The 17,858-nt window shown below is 44.5% G+C and carries 13 protein-coding genes; 10 read left to right on the forward strand and 3 right to left on the reverse strand.

Annotated features, from left to right (window positions below; all coding sequences use genetic code 11):
- Nucleotides 1–251: 251 nt before the first annotated feature.
- The 7 genes from MICH65_RS02560 to MICH65_RS02590 all read left to right on the forward strand — a co-directional run bounded on the left by MICH65_RS02560 (nt 252) and on the right by MICH65_RS02590 (nt 9,944).
- Nucleotides 252–1,478: a hypothetical protein gene (locus MICH65_RS02560; RefSeq protein WP_161931862.1), complete on the forward strand. Its 1,227-nt coding sequence runs from the start codon at nt 252–254 to the stop codon at nt 1,476–1,478.
- Nucleotides 1,468–3,198 carry an ArnT family glycosyltransferase gene (locus tag MICH65_RS02565; protein WP_161931863.1) on the forward strand — a complete coding sequence of 577 codons (1,731 nt, stop codon included), beginning with the start codon at nt 1,468–1,470 and terminating at the stop codon, nt 3,196–3,198. Before MICH65_RS02560 ends, MICH65_RS02565 begins: the two co-directional genes overlap by 11 nt.
- Before the next feature lie 785 nt (nt 3,199–3,983).
- Nucleotides 3,984–5,657, forward strand: coding sequence for a hypothetical protein (locus MICH65_RS02570; protein WP_161931864.1), 1,674 nt, complete (start codon nt 3,984–3,986; stop codon nt 5,655–5,657).
- A gap of 5 nt (nt 5,658–5,662) precedes the next feature.
- Entirely contained in the window at nt 5,663–6,343 is a 681-nt protein-coding gene (locus tag MICH65_RS02575) for a hypothetical protein (protein ID WP_161931865.1), read from the forward strand.
- 7 nt (nt 6,344–6,350) lie between these two features.
- Complete coding sequence (locus tag MICH65_RS02580; protein WP_161931866.1) at nt 6,351–8,027, forward strand: ArnT family glycosyltransferase; 1,677 nt, start codon at nt 6,351–6,353, stop codon at nt 8,025–8,027.
- A gap of 4 nt (nt 8,028–8,031) precedes the next feature.
- A complete protein-coding gene (locus MICH65_RS02585) occupies nt 8,032–8,886 on the forward strand; it encodes a glycosyltransferase family 2 protein (protein WP_161931867.1) in 855 nt (284 codons plus the stop codon).
- Nucleotides 8,886–9,944 carry a glycosyltransferase family 4 protein gene (locus MICH65_RS02590; RefSeq protein WP_161931868.1) on the forward strand — a complete coding sequence of 353 codons (1,059 nt, stop codon included), beginning with the start codon at nt 8,886–8,888 and terminating at the stop codon, nt 9,942–9,944. The genes MICH65_RS02585 and MICH65_RS02590 overlap by 1 nt, the downstream gene beginning before the upstream one ends.
- Before the next feature lie 15 nt (nt 9,945–9,959).
- Here the strand turns inward: MICH65_RS02590 and MICH65_RS02595 are convergent, their stop codons facing one another.
- Nucleotides 9,960–11,405 carry an ArnT family glycosyltransferase gene (locus MICH65_RS02595; RefSeq protein WP_161931869.1) on the reverse strand — a complete coding sequence of 482 codons (1,446 nt, stop codon included), beginning with the start codon at nt 11,403–11,405 and terminating at the stop codon, nt 9,960–9,962.
- A gap of 87 nt (nt 11,406–11,492) precedes the next feature.
- Here MICH65_RS02595 and MICH65_RS02600 point away from each other — a divergent pair, with 87 nt between their 5' ends.
- Genes MICH65_RS02600 through MICH65_RS02610 form a run of 3 tightly spaced genes read left to right on the forward strand, consistent with a single transcriptional unit; the run spans nt 11,493 to nt 14,523 of the window.
- Entirely contained in the window at nt 11,493–12,731 is a 1,239-nt protein-coding gene (locus MICH65_RS02600; RefSeq protein ID WP_161931870.1) for a hypothetical protein, read from the forward strand.
- The gene (locus MICH65_RS02605) at nt 12,728–13,528 is read left to right on the forward strand and encodes a glycosyltransferase family 2 protein (protein WP_161931871.1); all 801 of its coding nucleotides are present in this window, start codon (nt 12,728–12,730) and stop codon (nt 13,526–13,528) included. Before MICH65_RS02600 ends, MICH65_RS02605 begins: the two co-directional genes overlap by 4 nt.
- A complete protein-coding gene (locus tag MICH65_RS02610) occupies nt 13,525–14,523 on the forward strand; it encodes a glycosyltransferase (protein ID WP_161931872.1) in 999 nt (332 codons plus the stop codon). Before MICH65_RS02605 ends, MICH65_RS02610 begins: the two co-directional genes overlap by 4 nt.
- A gap of 1 nt (nt 14,524) precedes the next feature.
- Here MICH65_RS02610 and MICH65_RS02615 read toward each other — a convergent pair whose 3' ends face one another.
- On the reverse strand, nt 14,525–16,252 hold the full coding sequence (locus MICH65_RS02615) for an ArnT family glycosyltransferase (RefSeq protein ID WP_161931873.1): 1,728 nt from the start codon (nt 16,250–16,252) through the stop codon (nt 14,525–14,527).
- A gap of 70 nt (nt 16,253–16,322) precedes the next feature.
- Entirely contained in the window at nt 16,323–17,855 is a 1,533-nt protein-coding gene (locus MICH65_RS02620) for a B12-binding domain-containing radical SAM protein (protein WP_161931874.1), read from the reverse strand.
- Nucleotides 17,856–17,858: the final 3 nt, after the last annotated feature.

Genomic DNA, 17,858 nt, shown 5'->3' on the forward strand with positions numbered 1-17,858 from the left:
TGTTCACCGGTCGCGCTCGCATTCGTGGAAGTCCGATCAACGTTTCCGAGAACCTCACGCTGGCGCCATCGAACATCACCATCCTGGGCCGCGAGGAAGGATAGCCGCGTCGATCTGCCGCATCCTTGCCTCCAAGTAATACAACAGCAGTACCCGCATCACGCCCCGCCGCCTGGCACACACACCGCCGACGACGGGGCCCCTTTTTATCTTCCTTTCCTCTTTTTTCTCCGACACGCTACAATATCCTTGTGAAATTAAAACTTCCTCGCTTAGTCATCTTTTCCATCGTTATTGGTATTCTGCTCCGTCTCATTTTTGCTCTCACCACCTATCACGGTGATCTGGCTGCCTTGGTTCTAGCCGGTGACTCTCTGGCGGTTAAACACCAGTTCATCAACTTCTACGAATCGGTTTTCACCATTGGCACTCAGGGTGAGCTCAAGCTCCCCGACCACCAGATGACCTTCATCTACCAACCCTTAGCCTACTTCATCCCCGGTCTTATCTACCTTCCCTTTGCCGGTGTCTTAAAAGGCTTAGTCGATGGTTTGCTTCACATCAATCCCTATTTACTGGCAGGCAAATCTCTCTTCTTCCCTCTCCTTATATACAAGCTCCCCCTTATTCTCGCTGACCTAGGCACTCTCTTCCTGTTGCCTAAATTCTTTACCAAGAAGAAAGATCAACATCTCTCCCTCATCCTCTGGTCGCTTAATCCCCTCGCTATTTACGTCTCTTCCATGGTCGGCCAGGTTGACGCCATCCTTACCTCCTTCCTGGTTGCCGGACTCCTTGCTTTCAAGAAAGATCGCCTCTACCTCTCCATTTTCTTCTTTACTCTTTCCGCCTTAGTCAAACCCATTGGTTTGGTTCTTCTTCCTGCCGTTGCCCTTTACCACTACTCGCTTCATCGCCGATTGCTGGATGTCGTCAAACTAGTTTCCTCAGGACTCCTCACCTATCTTCTGGTCATCGCCCCCTTCCTACCCTCTTTAGCTTATCGCCAGTACACTCTCTTTGCTGAACACATAAACAAGACCCTCTTTGCCGGTATTGCCATCTCACCCGGCACCCTCATTCCCTGGTTTTTCATCACCTATGCTGCCATCCTGGTTCTCTTGCTTAATCGCCGTATCTCACCTTTCTACGCTCTTGGTGCCGCTTTGTTAGCCAGTCTCTCCTTTACCCATTTCCACCCTCAGTGGTTAATCTGGCTCACTCCTTGGCTCGTTATATACCTAGTTACCACTAGGGATTGGCTAACTCCTTTGGTTACCCTTTTTTCGTGGTTGGTTATTCTTTTCTCTTTTGAACCAAGCCTAACCTATCATCTTTTCTTCGGTCTTAATCTAAATCCCATTGCTCTTTCCTCCTCGCTTGCTTCCTTCACTCCTCATTTAATTTCCCTGTCCCGGGCCTGGATTGCTGCCCTTCTGCTCCATTTCACTCTACAAAAGCCAGCTCATGAAACTTAAAAACAAATCTCTCCTTGCCCTGCTTATCCTTACCCTTCTCGGGTTTATTCTCCGCTTTACCAATCTTGACCAAAACCCTCCTGCTCTTAACTGGGATGAGGTCAGTCATGGCTACAACGCCTTCTCTATCCTAAAAACCGGTAAGGATGAGTGGGGTGTTGCCTTCCCCTTAATTTTCCGTGCCTTTGGTGATTACAAACTCCCTTTATACATCTACCTCACTGTTATTCCAGTCGCCCTCTTTGGCCTTAACGCCATTTCAGTAAGGTTAGTCTCGGTCCTAGCTGGCACCCTGGCTATTCCCGGCATCTACTTGCTTACCCGTCAGCTTTTTCCCAAGGTAGCTTTAAATTTTAAATTCAAAAAGCGATCTGTTTCTTTGTCATTACCTTTTCTTGCAGCTTTCTTTTTAAGCTTACTTCCTTGGCACCTCTTTATATCCCGCCCTGCTCTTGAAGCCAATCTAGGCCTGACTCTTTTCCTCTTTGCCGTTTACTTCCTGCTTAAATTCAAAGACAATCCCAAGCATTTACTCATCTCCTCCATCTTTTTCTCTCTCACTCTTCACACCTACAACACCTACCGAGTCTTGACCCCTCTCTTTCTCTTTCTCTACTTCCTACCTAAAGTTAAACCCTCATCTATCAAGCGTTTCTTAAATAAACAACAACCTCGCCTGCTTTGGTTGTCACTAGCCGTATTTTTTCTTTCCTTCTCTCTAGTTATTTCCCAGACTCTTAGTGGCACTGGCACTGCCCGTTACCAGAAACTAGCTATCCTCAATGACCAGACAGTTTTCCAGATAGGGGAGGCTCGTCAAAACAGCTCTCTGCCGCCAGTGTTGGCTCGACTTCGTCACAACCGTCCTCTTTTCTTTGTAGAGCAGTTTGCCCACAACTATCTTAACTACTTCACTCCCCAGTTCCTCTATCAATCCAACGGAGCCCAGACCCAGTTCGCTATTCCTTACAAGAATCTGCTTACCCTTAATCTAACCATCTTGGCTGTATTGGGTTTCTTTGTCGTAATTAAACATATTAAGAACTCTTCCCATCGTCTGGTTTTACTTCTACTCGCCTTAAGTCCGGCCGCCGCTGCCATTACTGCCAGTCCGCCGCAGGCCCTGCGTCCTACTCCATTAATCATTCCCCTGACCTTGTTAGCCGCTCTTGGATTCTTTGTAGTAGTCAATCTTTTTTCCTCTCGCAACTGGGCCAAGTCAGCCGTTGCCTTTATTCTGCTTGTCAGTTTCATGTCCTCATCCTTTAGCTATCTCTCTACCTACTGGAACTCATATCGATTTGAGTACTCCACCTCCTGGCAATATGGTCATCAACAGCTTTTCGAGTATCTTGGGAAAAATCAGGATCAGTACGACCGCATTTTCATCACCAAGTATCACGGTGAGCCCCACATCTTTTATGCTTTCTTTATGAAGCTTAACCCTCATCTGCTTCAGCCCGGTGGTGACAGTTTGCGCTTTAAGCAATCAGATTGGTACTGGACTGATCGTATTGGCAAAGTCTATTTCGTCAACGACTGGGACATTCCCTACTTCTCTCCCGCCCCTGCCATTCCGCTTGAGTCAGGTGATCTTATACCCACCTCCAATGCCTTGCTTATCACCTCAGTTGAGCACTTGCCATCAAACACAGAGATTGTTGAGTTAATCGAGGACTTATCTGGTAACATCGCCTTTGTAGTTGCCAGATTTAAGTAAACAGAGTGAATCCGACAATTATTCCAACTCAATTCTCAATACTACTTCTTAGTCTCCTAGGATATATTGTTATTACCCATAAATCCTACATCGTTTTTTTATATCTTATTTCCGTTCCTTTCTTCTTTTATTTTCCGCTCCAACCGGTAACTTTAGTAATTTCTATAATTTTCGGAATTCTTCTTTTTGAATTGTTTAATAAGCCAAACAAGAAAAACTTTATTCTATCTTCACTCGTACTTTTTATTGCTTTTTTTCTCCTCCATCAAAACAGTCATCTATATATTCCCACCAGCAACATTATTGATCACCAAAGAGGTGCTCATCCCGATTGGCAATACAGCTCAATCCCTCGCTTACTGCACAACAAATTTTACTTAGTTTTCCAATACCTAGACATACTTATTAGTAAACTTTCACCTTCACGTCTGTTTGTCTATGGTTGGTACCCAAATTTGTCTCCATATCTACCATTAGGTTATTTTTTTGCTTCAGATTTAATTTTTCTATATGCATTTCTCAAATCACGACTTGGTCATCCAAAGTCACCCATCTTATATTTTTTCCTTTCTTTGGTTCTTCTGGGAATAGCTATATTTGAAGGGCAGATCTCTCTTTTCTTCTTATCCTCACTGGTTCTTTTCATGGCACTATGCATTTCACACTTTATAGCCGGACTGCCACGCAAATACTCACTTACCACTCTCTCGGTTTATGCATTAACTTTGTTATGGATTAACCCAACCATTAACCTATTTTGGAACATTGGTTTTCGTCCTTAGTCTATGAAACTAAACCGCTTATATCTTCTAGCCGCCATTATATTTGTCCTCGCAGTTCTACTCCGTTTTCTTTATATAGACACTATTCCCAACAACTTAACCATGGATGAAGTAAATAACGGCTACACAGCTTACTCGCTTCTTAAAACAGGTCACGACGAATGGGGAAATTTTCTTCCTTTTTCATTTCGTTCGGTCGGTGATTACAAACCTCCAATACTGATTTACCTAACTGTTCCATCTATTGCTCTTTTCGGTCTAAACGAATTTTCTGTTCGTTTCCCTGTAGCTCTTGCTTCACTCTTTTCCCTCCTTTTTACCCTTCTCCTTAGTAAGAAATTTTTATTTGCCAAACAACCACTCTGGTTTCACCTATTCGTATTATTTTTGTTCGCCACATCCCCGTGGCACATCATATTCTCCCGATCCGGATACGAAGCCGTTGTCGCCCTCCTCTTCTTTCTTATTAACATTCTCCTTCTTTTACAGTTTATTAAGGAAAAAAGACCTATTCTGCTTGCTTTAGCCATCACTTTTGCTTTCCTTTCTGTCTTCACTTATCACTCCTACAAAGTCTTTACCCCTCTGATGAATTTGCTGGTCATCTTCGTTTATCGTCAGACATTACTAGAACATTTTAAGCATGTTTTTGGCACCTCCAGACTTCATTGCTCTTATTTGGCTGTCCTTGGCCTACTCATCTTCCTCAGCTGGTTTTTGATTACTCAATACCTTACCGGGCCCGGGGCAACCAGAGCTTCAATGGTTTTCATATCTTCAGATTATGAATACAAAGTCGCTCTGATTGATAAACTGCTTAAATATGATTTTCACCATTATCAATATCTCTTTTTCCCCCTCTTTTGGTTTAAACGCTATCTTGACTATTTCTCACCCAATTTCTACCTATATTCAGGGTTAGAATTAACCCAACCCGGACACATAGGGTCAGGCGTTACTGGTTTTGCTGTATTCAGTCTTTTCGTTACTGGTCTATATGCACTCCTTTTTAATAAAGGTAAGTTGCTTATTAGGCAGCCTATCCGCACGATTCTTTTAGGTTGGCTCTTTATTGGCTTTCTGCCTGCTTCTCTGGCAAACAATATTCAACAACCTCTCCGTGCCCTAGCCGCCTTGCCAGCAATTCTATTTATTGCAGCTCTAGGTTTATTGCATTTATTTCAATCTTTAAGAAATCGTTTTCATCTCATAGTCATTGCTGTATTTCTAACTACATTATTTGTCTTTGATTATGTTAGATTTGCTGATCATTACCTCATTCACTACCCATACGATCTGGCAGAAGGACGTCACTATGGCTGGAAGCAGATTTATCAATATTTGGAACCTATAAAAGACAACTACCATCAAATTTACGTCGATCAACGTTATGGCCACACGGGTAGAACAACTTACTCAGTCCCGTACCTCTACTTTCTTTTTTACTCACAATACGATCCCCTCGTATTTCAGCAAGATCCCCGAAGGAAGCAGCACGATGCCAACTTTGATCAATTCATCTTTGGTGACATAGATTGGCAGTCCCAGGATCTGGGCAAAAACAATCTGTTTGTTGCCTCACCCTGGAGTTTTACCATCTACCAAGGGCCCATCTTGCACACCGTTTATTTCCCCGACGGGGTTCCTGCCTTGCATATTATCGAAGGACCAAAATAAACACCATGAAACCAGTCAAGAAAAATAAACCAAACTTATCTGCCCATATCATCTACCTTCTCTTCTTTACGGCTGTCATCATGCTTCTTCCTCCTTTACTTCATCTACCTTTAGTTCTCTCCTTTCTTCCCTCCTTGTCTATTTCTTCTCATTGGTTTCTCGAGTTAAGTTTTCTTTTTGGCGTTACCCTCATTCCTCTGCTTGTTATCTATGTCTTCTCTAAACTCATTTTAGTTATTAAAAAGCCATCTTACTTTATTATTCTCTCTGCTCTGCTTCTGATTCTTGTCTCGTACTTGAATCTTGATTACTCCTTCATCTTAGTCAATCAAGCTAATGCCACTCGCCTGCTTGTTTTTGGTCTTATCTTTACCCTCTATACCAGTCTTGTCTTAAGTTATTTCTGGAAGAAAATATTTGTCAAAGGTTATGTTTCTTATGCCCATCTGCTTAAACCCTCTCTCTATCTAGTTGCTTTCCTCTTGTTTATCGAGTGGTTGATTATGATTACCACTGGTCGCAACCTACTTCTCGATTTATACATTCTCCTGGGCGAATCACTCATAGAGTTAATCAACATCTTCTATCTCGATTTCTATGGCTTTGTCGGCATTTTCTTTAGCCTGCTTGCCTCAACCACTGCCCTGATCTCTCTCTTTATCCATTCCCGCTGGCATTTGTCATAATATGGGTATGAAGTTATCTAAAGACTTAATCATAGTCCTTCTTCTAGCCGCCTTGCTTCGTCTTCCTTTCTTAGGCCAATATCCTGCTGGACTTAACGCTGATGAAGCAGCTCTTGGCTACAATGCCTACTCCCTCATTCAAACTGGTGCTGATGAACACGGTGTCTCCTGGCCCCTGGTTTTCCGCTCCTTTGATGACTACAAACCGCCTCTCTATGTATATATTGTTCTTCCCTTTGTCTACCTTTTTGGCTTAACGCCTTTTGTTGTTCGTCTCCCTTCTGCTTTGCTAGGTATTGCCACCGTCTATCTCACCTATCTCCTGACTCATCAGCTTTTTCCCAAAAAAGAGATTGTCTTAAACAAGAAAAAGTTAAGTTTAAGTTTACTGGCAACTTTCTTACTTGCCATCAGCCCCTGGCATCTCCACTTTTCTCGCGGTGCTTGGGAAGTCAATGTCGCCCTCTTTTTCCTCACGCTTGGCCTTTACACCTTCTTTAAAGCTTTAAACTCTCCTCGCTTCTATATCCTCTCCGCCCTTTCCTTTGTCGCCTCCCTATATACCTACCACTCCATTCGCATCATCGCGCCCCTGCTTTTGTTAGTTTTGGTCATTCTTCACCACAAACAACTACTCACTCAGCTTAAAAACTCTGCCTCTAGAGGTTTCCTGTTGGTCGCCTTTGTCCTCGGTCTGTTCTTAACCCTTCCTCTAGCTTCTCAAATGCTCTCCCAGGAAGGTCAGTCCCGTTTCTCTGGTGTCTCCATTTTTGCCGACTCCGGTCCTCTCTGGGAAGCTTTAGAGAAACGCCGTCTAAGTCCCGATCCTGACTCGCTCTTAACCAGACTTCGCTACAACCGTTACTTGAGTTACTCCAAGCGATTTGTAGAAAACTATCTGTCTCACTATCAACCCGACTTCCTCTTTATCTCCGGTGATGAGATAGCCAGAAGCAAGGTTCCAGGTTTTGGCCAAAGCTTTGTTATATTCGCCCCCTTCTTCTACCTTGGCCTCGTTGTTTTGTTCTTTAAGCGCACTTCGGCTCATCGCTTTCTTTTTGCCTGGTTGTTACTAGCCCCCTTAGCTGCCGCCCTTACCTTTCAGTCTCCCCATGCCTTAAGAAGTCAAAACATGGTTATCCCTTTTAGTCTCACTCTTGGTATTGGCATCCTCACCTTTTTTTCCTGGCTTAAGGGCTTTAAACCCAAGAGCGTCCTTATTATCTTTGTCCTCTTAGGCCTTCTTACCGCCAAACACTTCATCTCTTACATAAACAGCTACTATTTCCACTACCCCAAAGTCTATCCCTTTGCCTGGCAGTATGGTTTTGACCAACTGGCAGAGTATTTAAGCCCCATTCAGTCTGACTACGACACCATCGTCATCTCTGACCGCTATGATCAGCCATATATCCTGCTTGCCTTCTTCCTTAAATACGATCCCAACAGATTGCAGCAAGAGCTAGTCTTTTCTGATCGTGATAACTTTGGTTTTTCTACCGGCAGAAGCTTTGGCAATTACAAGTTCCACCGCATCACCGACCAGGACTTTGATTTACCCAACACCTTGATTGTGGTTGCCGATGAACCGGTTCCAGATGGCCTTACTCCCATCCACACCCTCTACTATCCCAACCAGCAACCTGTCTTCACCATCTATCAGACCTCTAAATTGGTAGAATAAAGGTATGCCTAAATCAGCCACTCTCTCAATCGCTCTGGCAACCTACAATGAACAGGACAATATTGTTGATTGTTTAAAGTCGCTTAAAGGCATTGCCACGGAGGTGATTGTGGTTGACGGTTCCTCCACCGACCAAACCAGGCAGCTGGCTAAAAAACACAAAGCTAAAGTCTACAAAACCACCAACAAACCCATCTTCCATATCAACAAGAACCTAGCTATCAAGAAATGTAAAGGTGATTGGATTCTCCAGCTTGATGCTGATGAGCGTCTCACCCCAGAATTAAAGGAAGAGATTGCCCAGGTACTGTCAGGATCATATTTTGGCTACACCGACTGGCGTTCAAGTCAAAAATATCAGGCAGACACTCCACCGGTTGCTTACTGGCTTAAGCGTCGCAATTACTTTTTAGGTCATTACTTCACCAAATCAGGCCAGTATCCTGATCCAGTCATTCGTCTCTTCAGGCGTGGTTTTGCCACTTTACCAGCCAAAAGTGTACATGAACAGATGAAGGTAAATGGCCCACTTGCCTGGTTAAAATCAGATCTTGATCACTTTGCTACCCCAACATTTTCACGATACATTCAACGCGAAAACAGATATTCCTCACTTACAGCTCAAGAGCTGAAGGATGGGGGAGTTACCATCAATCCCTTCTCGTTTATTAACTTTATCTTCATAAAACCTCTCTCCACCTTCCTTGCTATCTATCTTCGCCACAAGGGTTTTCAAGACGGCTTCTCCGGTTTTGTTTTTGCTCTTTTTTCAGGCCTTCACCATGCCTTAAGCTATATCAAACTCTGGGAGCTAAAAAGCGGCAAGCGGAATCTTAATTTGCAAACTGATTGGAGCTAATGTCACCTCTTCGTGTCCATATCCCTACCGACTCCCGCTCCACCGGTCGTGGTATTGGTTTTTACACCGCTAATCTGATTGATGCTCTAAAAAAGATTAAGGACATCAAGCTTGTTGATACTCAACCTGACCTTATTCACTATCCCTACTTTGATCTCTTCTATCCAACCCTCAATCCTACTGAAAACATTCCCTCTATAGTCACCATCCATGACGTTACCCCTTTAGTTCTGTCTCGTTTCTACCCCAAAGGCATCAAGGGTAGGTTTAATTTGTTTAAACAAAAACAGGCCCTTAAACGCGTCACTGCCGTCATTACCGACTCAAACAACTCCAGGCAGGATATCATCAAGCACCTCAGGGTTCCTGAAAACAAGATTCATGTCACCCCTTTAGCTGTTGACCCCTTCTATGCCAAACCAGTCAGTAGTAAGGCTATCAGCGAGGTTAAGGCCAAGTACTCTCTTCCTGATGTATTTCTTCTTTATGTTGGTGGAGTCAATCCCAACAAAAATCTACCCCGCCTTATAACAGCCGTTACCAAGCTCAATCTGCCTTTAGTTCTAGTTGGCTCAGAGTTTACTCGGCCCACTCCTCCCATTTCTTCTCTTAAAGCCAAGCTAGGCCTCCAATCAGTTCATCCCGAGTTAAAGGATTTACGATTCATTAAACACTCACTTGAAACCAATCCCTTACTTCACGCCCTAGGCTTTGTTTCCAACCAAGATCTCTCAGCCATATATCGTCTGGCTCTAGCCTACTGTCAGCCCTCACTGTATGAAGGCTTTGGTCTGCCAGTCCTGGAAGCCATGTCTGCCGGTTGTTTGATCGTTGGTAGCAACCAGAGCAGTTTGCCAGAGATCTATCCCCCCCAAGCCATTACCTTTGACCCAAAAAGCACTCAGTCAATGCTTAATGCTTTAAAAAAAGTTATTGGTCTCAAACCCAAGGACAGAGAAACTCTCATCAAGCTTGGACTAGAAAGATCTAAAGATTTCTCCTGGGACGCCACCGCCAGACTCACTGCCACTGTCTACTCACTTGCCAAAAATACATAAAAAAACTCAAACTCCCTATCTCACCACCGTCAGCCAACGCCAGAAGAAGGGGATCCGTATCTCCGACAACCAGGTTGATGGTCCCATCGGGCAGGTAATACTCTCACAATCAATCGAGAAAGCGGAATAGATGTATTTAGCGTTAAAATACGCTCCCGCTAGGATGACTCCAACAAGCAATACTCTTGATATGTTTTTAAGCATTTCCCTTGGCCAGATCATGTTGATTAAAGAAGGGGAGACCAGTAGTAGGTAAACAACTCTAAATACGTTCGGATCCGTTGTTGGTCGAAAAGCGTTATGTAAGAAGTATCTGCCGGACAGTAACAAGCCTACCGCCAAAGCCATATTCACAAACCTTACGTCTTTCAGGAATTTAATTAACCCCAATCCTCCCATAATCGCCATTAAAGGAAACATTGGGTAGCGGTACCACGGCAGCATATCCTGCTCGGTTCCCGAGAACACCGCCACCATCAGCCAGTAAATCCAGAACAGTACGACCCACCCAAGCTCCTTACTCTTCTTGCTCTTAAAGGCAAAAAAGAGAGTGCTAAGCAAAGCAAAAATATACCAGCCGTCAAACATCGGCCAGATATCATATCCAGGCGAGCTAAAGATGTAAGCAAGTCCAGTCCAGCCGGCAAATCTTACCCCCTGGATCTCCACGATTGTTTTAAACAATTCCCAGTCAAGCCAGTAGCCATAAGCTACGAACAAGCCAACTCCAGCCAAGGTTAAAAGCAAGATAATAAGAACATCAGCCCAGCGCTTTTTTCTAGCCGACACAAACATCATTAAAGGAGCAATAAAAAAACCAGTTGGCTTCATCAATCCGCCAATCACCGCCATCACTCCCCACACTCCCGCCATCCACTTACTTGGTTTCTTGTCATATTTAGGCATCATTGCCAAAGACATCAATGTCATTAAGGCAATTATGTTTTCCGGTACCGACAAACGGGAGCCAAACACCATGATTGGCGACACTCCATAAACCAACATTGCCATATATCCAGCCCAAAATCCAAAGAAGTGATAACCCACCCAGAACACCAGTCCAAGCGTTATCAAACTAGCCAACACGCTAGGTATTCTCGTGTGGGAAGTTGGCAGCACCATCTCCCTATCATCTCCATACAGATGAGCCGCTCCCCCAGCTAGCAGTGAGTAAAGCGGTGGCTCATCCACCCACGGCTTGTATAGTTTGGCCGGCAAATACACTCCGTTTTTATCTCCTACAATCCCATCAAACACCAGATTTTCATCCGGGTAATCAAGGGTTGACCAAGACACCGGTTCTCCAGTCTCAATCAAATGTATCCCAGACCAACCATAAAGTAGCTCCTCAGCATGACTCGCACCCGGCACCCGGTCATAATCATGCAGCCTTATTACCGCCAAAAACAAGAAAGTTATCACCAAAAGCCAGAACCATCCGCCTTTAAACCACTTAATCATCCCCCTTATTCTCTTTAAATTAAACTCATCAGTCAAGGATCTCTTTATCTTTCCTCAATTGGGAAGATAAATAGTAAAATCACCCCAGTGAAGCAAATAACCAAACACCTAACCACCTCTACTGCCAAAAACTCCTCCCTCTTCTATTTCGGCAGCTTGTTTATCAACTTTGGCCGCTATCTCTTTCACTTACTTCTCCTCCGCTTCCTCTCTCCCTCTTCCTATGGTGAGTTTCTCTCTTACGTTTCCCTTCTTTATCTTCTTACCATTCCCTCCGGCGTTATTCAGACCCTAGTCAGTCGAGACGTCTCTCTCTTTTTTGGTAAGCAAGACTTTCGCTCCATCAAGCATTTCTTTTACTTTCTCTCACCGCTAGCCCTGGTTCCTGCTCTCCTCATATCTGTTCTGGTCATTTTCTTTGCCAATCCATTAGCTCATCTTCTTACTGCCGACCCTGCGGCCTTCATAGTCTTGAGTCTGATGACCGTCACCTCTATCCTTGGTGCCGTTCTTCGCTCATACCTGCCTGCTCTTCAGCGCTTCACTACTCAAGTTCTTATTGGCTTCATCGAGCTCCTTATCCTTATCGCCTCGGCTTATATCTTCCTCATTTTTAAATTAGGTGCTCTAAGCGGTGTTCTGGCCATGTTTCTCTCTGGTGTCATTGCCATCCTTCTCTCTGGCTACCTGCTTCGTTCATATCTTCTACCCAAGCCTAAAAAGGTGACCACTTTCAAGATCAACCATATCTTTCTCTACTCCCTCATCTTTTCCGCCGGCACCCTCTCCCTCATGTCCACCGATGTTTTACTCGTCCGTTACTTCTTTTCTTCTCATGACTCTGGCCTTTACTCAGCTCTTTCCGTCATCGGTCGCATGATTTTCTTTGGTCTTACTCCCATCGGTAGCTTAATCCTCCCCATTGCCGCCAGCCGTTACGCCAGCAAACAACCCACCAACTCAGTTTACTTAAAACTCATCATTTCAGCTGGCTTTTTAGGTATTGGCGCTGTTTCTCTCTTCTCTCTCTTCCCTGACTTAGTTGTTCGCTTGCTTTCAGGTAGCGAGTATCTAGCCATCACTTCATTAATTCCCTTCATCTCCCTGACCATGTTCTTCTTAAGTCTTAACCAGCTCACCCTCTCGTATCTACTCGCCGTTGGTAAAGAAAAAGGTACTTACTTACTCTTCTTTTTCGCCTTACTTCAGCCTTTATTAATCATCTTTATTCATTCCTCTCTCTATCAGGTCATTACCTTAAACCTGACTCTCCAGCTTTGTCTCTTTATCACCCTCGTTATATACAATACCCTTAAGAAAGTATGAAACCCCAACCAGCCGACCCCAATCTCTTAAGTGTCATTGTCCCTACCTACAAGTGTCCAACTATAGTAAGAGACTTAAAAAGCATCACCCGATATCTTGATCAGCTCAATCGTCCTTACGAGGTTCTCTGCATTGTTGATGGCAAAGCTCATGCTCGTGACACCACTCTTCAAAAAGCCAGGAAAGCCAGGAGCACCAAGGTCTCCGTCTACTCATATCCTCAAAACAGAGGTAAGGGTTATGCCGTCCGTTACGGTATGGCCAGAGCCAAGGGTGGTCTGATTGCCTTCATAGATGCAGGATCCGATCTTCACGCCTCCGGTATTGGTATGGCCCTAGAGCATCTTAAGTGGTACGAAGCCGATATCATCATCGGTAGCAAACGCCACAAAGCCAGCAAGGTCACCTATCCCTTTAAGCGCAGAGTCATCAGTACCCTGGCTCAATGGGCCATCCGTCTCTTCTTTGGTGTCCGCGTCTCTGATACCCAAACAGGCTTAAAGCTTTTCCGTAGGCAAGTTTTAGAACAAGTCCTTCCTCGTCTAGTCATCAAGCGTTTTGCTTTTGATTTAGAGATCCTAATCGTGGCTCACCGTTTAGGCTTCAATCGTATCTACGAGTCTCCCATCGAGCTAAACTACAACTTTTCAAGCACTATTAACGGTTCAGCTCTCTATCACTCTGCCGTCGATTTCCTAGCCATCATCTACCGCACCTATATCCTTCGCTACTACGACGATCGCCATCAGGATATCTGGGAACATGATCCCAAATTAGCTCTCCGCTACCACTCATGAGTTCCTCTCGACCTTTGGTTTCCATCATCATCGTTGATTACAAACGAAACAATCCTTATCTAAAAGAAAGTCTAAAGGCAATCGATCAGCAAACATATACTCATTTCGAGATCATTTTAGTCACCGACTATCCCGTTAATTTAACCCATCCCAAGTTAAAGAAAAAATCTTATGGTCATTATGTCGGTCCGGCTCAAAAAAGGGATGCTGGAGCCAAGCTGGCTCGGGGTAGTATCTTGAGTTTCCTGGATGATGACGCCTATCCTTCTCCTGGTTGGCTTCAGGCTATAGTCGACAACTTCGCTGACCCTAAGGTGGCTGCCGTTGGCGGACCTGGTGTTACCCCCCCTGATTCATCTTGGGACAAACAGGCTTCTGGTTGGGCCTCTGCCTCACCTTTGGGCTCAGGATCCTACACCTATCGTTTCTTGCCTGGCAAGAAGCGACTAGTTGACGACTATCCTTCCATGAATTTGTCTGTCAGAAAATCAGATTTTAATAAGGTTAAGGGTTTTGACTCTCATTACTATCCAGGTGAGGACACCAAGCTTTGTCTAGATTTAACTCACAAACTAGGCAAAGTGATTGTCTACGAGCCCAAAGCCCTGGTTTACCACCATCGGCGCTCTCTCCTCATCCCTCATCTTAAACAGAATGGTAACTACGGATTGCACCGAGGTTTCTTTGCCAGAGTCTTACCCAAGACCTCCCTTAGACCTCTTTATTTTCTGCCCTCTCTTATGGCCTTAGGTCTGATCTTTCTTCTCTTCTCTCCTTTATATACTCACCCCTTGCTAGCTCTTGTAACTCAAATAGGTCACACTCTCCTTGGCTTCTATATTGCTGCCCTTTGCCTTAATGCTCTTTGGATTCTTAACCGTTCTCGCCAGCCTTTGCAAGCTTTCCTCTCCCTCCCTGTTATATTCCTCACTCATTTCTGGTATGGCCTAAGATTTCTTCAGGGTTTTCTCTTTACCCGCAAGTTGAGTCGCTGATCTATTCCTTGGTCACCAGGAAATACGCCACCTCACTATTATCAGGGTAGGGTATACTCTCGATGACTTTTACCCTACTTGGCAGACTTCCTTTCTCAGGCCTAATATCTCCCTTAGCGTCTTGCTGAGTGATTAGATAAAGAACGCCTTCCTCGAGTGCTTCACCCATCTCATGAGGCATCTGTTTACCCTCAGTTACCTTACTCCAGCTCATCATCTTCACCTTGTCCAACCCCATACCCTTAATTACCTCAGGTCCAAACTCAACTCCATACTCCTGCACATCTTTCGGTGGGATTTGGGCCCAAAACAGGTAATACAGCATGGCCGGATCATTGGAGTTAGTCAGCATTACTTTGTCATAGTCCTTCTCTATCTCTTTAATCTTCAACATCGCCTGTTGGTATCCATAACCATGCCACCTGGCCGCTTCCAGAGGAAAGTGGACAAAGTATTTGTGAGCCACGTTTATAAACACCAGTAGGTAGACACCAACCAAAGCTATATTGATAAGCCCTCCCCATTTTTGCTTTGCTAGCATCTTGGTAATCTGCCACCAGCCCAAGCCTACAATGATAAGTAGCGGTCCGGCCATCATGATCAGTCTCGAAGCGTGATTAGCTCCATCCACAGTCAGATCGGCAGGTAATGGGGAACTTAACAGCCACAGGCCCAGTAGTTGGTTTTCTTTGCGCTTAATGTTTTTGGTTAGCCAAAACAGTCCTGCTGCCAAACCGATAATATCAATCCATAACAAAGCCCCAGTTTTACCCATCCCTTGCCGCAGGTTACTATCTCCCGTTGCAAACAGGAAGGTGGTGGAGATGCTTTTAAGATAGTTGTTCTTCAAAGAAGACAAATACTCCACCCCCTTATTATGAAACAAGTATGAGTACCACACCGGTCGGTTGCCAACCGTCTCTTGAAGATAATCACCCGAGTCTACCTCCCTACCCCTGATTACATAAATTGGAGCCAATGGATCAGAGAAGATCGATAGCTGTTCAAATCGGGTTTGGTCGGGTGTCTCCACCGCTGTGTAGTACAGGAAGGGTAAGATGATTGCCGCCGCCACCATCCCTCCGATCACCACTCTCTTTATACCCATCCCCAGTATCTCTCTCCAGTAAACCAGCCCAACCATTAGAAAAGTTAATGGCACGTAGAAACTCATGATCCGATAGCTATATACCCCCAACGACAACAGGACTACTGAGAGATAAAAGGTTTTTACATTTTTACTCTTAAGCCAGTTAAAAAAGGTAAGTAAAAAGCCAAGATACATCATCAAGGCAAACATGGCCTCAAAAGCAATCCGGCTAAACTGAATCAGCCAGGGATTTAAGGCCATCACTGCTCCAACTAAGAAAGCCGCTCTCTTATCCTTACTCCACTTTAGGGTTAGCAAAGCCGCCAATACCACCACCGCCATACCAGCCAAAGCCGTTGTCACTCTTGCCTGCAAGACTCCAGGGCTAAATATCATCGCTGCTGGGATTGATAGATATATCGGTAATGGAGTCTTAAGATCATGCATCGACCAGGCGTAAAAAGGACTAAAGGTGCCTCGATAGTCTCGGCCTGTCTCCAGCAAACTTCTAGCTTGGTAAGCCAGATCTACTTCGTCATAATAAAGACCAGCCGGCACCTCCTCCAGCTGGTAAAATCGAACCAAACCTGCCACCAAGACAACCAGTAACAGCCACCACCATTTCGTTAATACCTTCATTCTCAACCCATCTTACTTTCCACCTCGTTTAAATACAACAATCTTTATATTACCCGTATCACTCCTCCTCTTACTTCTTTCCGTCTACTCTGTTTGCCTCAGTCAAGTTAAAGATGTGTTGTCTTACTCTTCGTACCGCCCTCCAGCCATAGGTAAACAGGAACTGCCAGTCTTTTTTCTTGAATGTCTTTAAGTAAGTGATCTGTCTCCACAAGAATTTAGGATGGAAAGCAATGGAGTACATCTCCCTGATGGCTTGGTAATATCGCTCGTGAGGTAGGGGAGTCTTGACGATTAGCTTACTCATATCAAAGTCATCATAATCGTCAGTCAGTAGTACTCCTTTGTTAATACACTCCTGGTGGTAAGGGGTGTAATCAAGTGGTGTACACAAAGTTACCTGCAGAGTCCGAGCCAGTCCTGAGAACATCAGGTACTTCACATAATCAATGGTTTCAGAGAGCATTTTCTCAGTCTCCCAGTAATAGCCCACCATGATAGTCAGGTGAGGGTGTAGTCCAGCCTCCGTCATCCACTTCAAAGCTCTCTCAATGTATTTCTTCTGATATCCTTTGTTTAATCTTTTTAATGTCTCATCACTCCCTGATTCAAGGCCGATTAATACAAAGCGGAAGTTAGCCTTAGCCATCAGCTCTATCGTTTCCTTATCAAGATACTCAAAGCGAGTATTCAAACCAAAATAACACCCTTTTTTGTGAAGTCCTCGATCAATGATCCCCTGGGCAAACTTTCTGGCATCCTCGCCCCTATACCACACCCCCGAGTCATCAAAAATCTCTTTTACTCCATACTCGTTAATAAGTCTTTCATACTCATCCAGAGATCTCTCCACCGACATCTTCGAGAAGGTCATCTCCGGCCCGTTGTATCTACAAAAAGTACACTTGCCAAACATGCAGTCTCGAATCACGCTGGTGGCATATGTTCCAGGAGTTTGCAGGAAGTTACCGTTCTCGTACGCGTAGTTTTTCCAATTCACTAAGTCACGGTCAATCAAAGGCGACTTATTTAATGGCTCTACCTGACGGAAGTTGCCCGTATCCCGATACTTACTCCCTCTTACTCTAATGGTTAACCCTTCGATCTTGCAGGATCTTCTCCAGTCCTTATTACTCTCCAAGTAGGGGATCAGCCGATGCAACACAAAATCAATATGGTTGCTTTTAAGCACAATATCCGTCTTGCTGTGATCAAGCGTCTCCTCAGGCTTTCTCATCGAGTGGTAGCCTGACATGATAAAGATGGTTTTGGGTAGCTTTTTGTTAAGTTCGTTTATCGTCTTCCAGTAAAACTTCATTACCGGAGTCGTACTCTCAAACACCACTACATCTGGTTGCCATCTGACCAAGTCACTAAACCATTTCTCATAGGTCTTTAACTGGGCATTGCCATCATCCCACCTCACGTTATATCCCATCTGCTTAAGCCAGGTTGCTGCCTGAGCCTGGACAACTGGTAGTAGGTAAGTCGGAGTCTTGAAATACTGCACATTGCGGTTCTGAGACACCATTGCCTTCTGCCCCAGCTTGTTAACAATTGGGGGATACGAGATGGCGATTTTTAGTTTCTTTTTTCTAGCCATATT

The organism is Candidatus Chazhemtobacterium aquaticus (assembly GCF_009936135.1).
GTDB lineage: Bacteria > Patescibacteriota > Microgenomatia > UBA1400 > Chazhemtobacteraceae > Chazhemtobacterium > Chazhemtobacterium aquaticus.

Excerpts from the sequence above, each read along its gene's own strand:
- MICH65_RS02580 (WP_161931866.1), top strand. The coding sequence starts at position 6,351 with ATGAAGTTATCTAAAGACTTAATCATAGTCCTTCTTCTAGCCGCCTTG.
- MICH65_RS02605 (WP_161931871.1), top strand. The coding sequence starts at position 12,728 with ATGAAACCCCAACCAGCCGACCCCAATCTCTTAAGTGTCATTGTCCCT.
- MICH65_RS02575 (WP_161931865.1), top strand. The coding sequence starts at position 5,663 with ATGAAACCAGTCAAGAAAAATAAACCAAACTTATCTGCCCATATCATC.
- MICH65_RS02620 (WP_161931874.1), bottom strand. The coding sequence starts at position 17,855 with ATGGCTAGAAAAAAGAAACTAAAAATCGCCATCTCGTATCCCCCAATT.
- MICH65_RS02570 (WP_161931864.1), top strand. The coding sequence starts at position 3,984 with ATGAAACTAAACCGCTTATATCTTCTAGCCGCCATTATATTTGTCCTC.
- MICH65_RS02610 (WP_161931872.1), top strand. The coding sequence starts at position 13,525 with ATGAGTTCCTCTCGACCTTTGGTTTCCATCATCATCGTTGATTACAAA.
- MICH65_RS02595 (WP_161931869.1), bottom strand. The coding sequence starts at position 11,405 with ATGATTAAGTGGTTTAAAGGCGGATGGTTCTGGCTTTTGGTGATAACT.
- MICH65_RS02585 (WP_161931867.1), top strand. The coding sequence starts at position 8,032 with ATGCCTAAATCAGCCACTCTCTCAATCGCTCTGGCAACCTACAATGAA.
- MICH65_RS02615 (WP_161931873.1), bottom strand. The coding sequence starts at position 16,252 with ATGAAGGTATTAACGAAATGGTGGTGGCTGTTACTGGTTGTCTTGGTG.
- MICH65_RS02565 (WP_161931863.1), top strand. The coding sequence starts at position 1,468 with ATGAAACTTAAAAACAAATCTCTCCTTGCCCTGCTTATCCTTACCCTT.
- MICH65_RS02590 (WP_161931868.1), top strand. The coding sequence starts at position 8,886 with ATGTCACCTCTTCGTGTCCATATCCCTACCGACTCCCGCTCCACCGGT.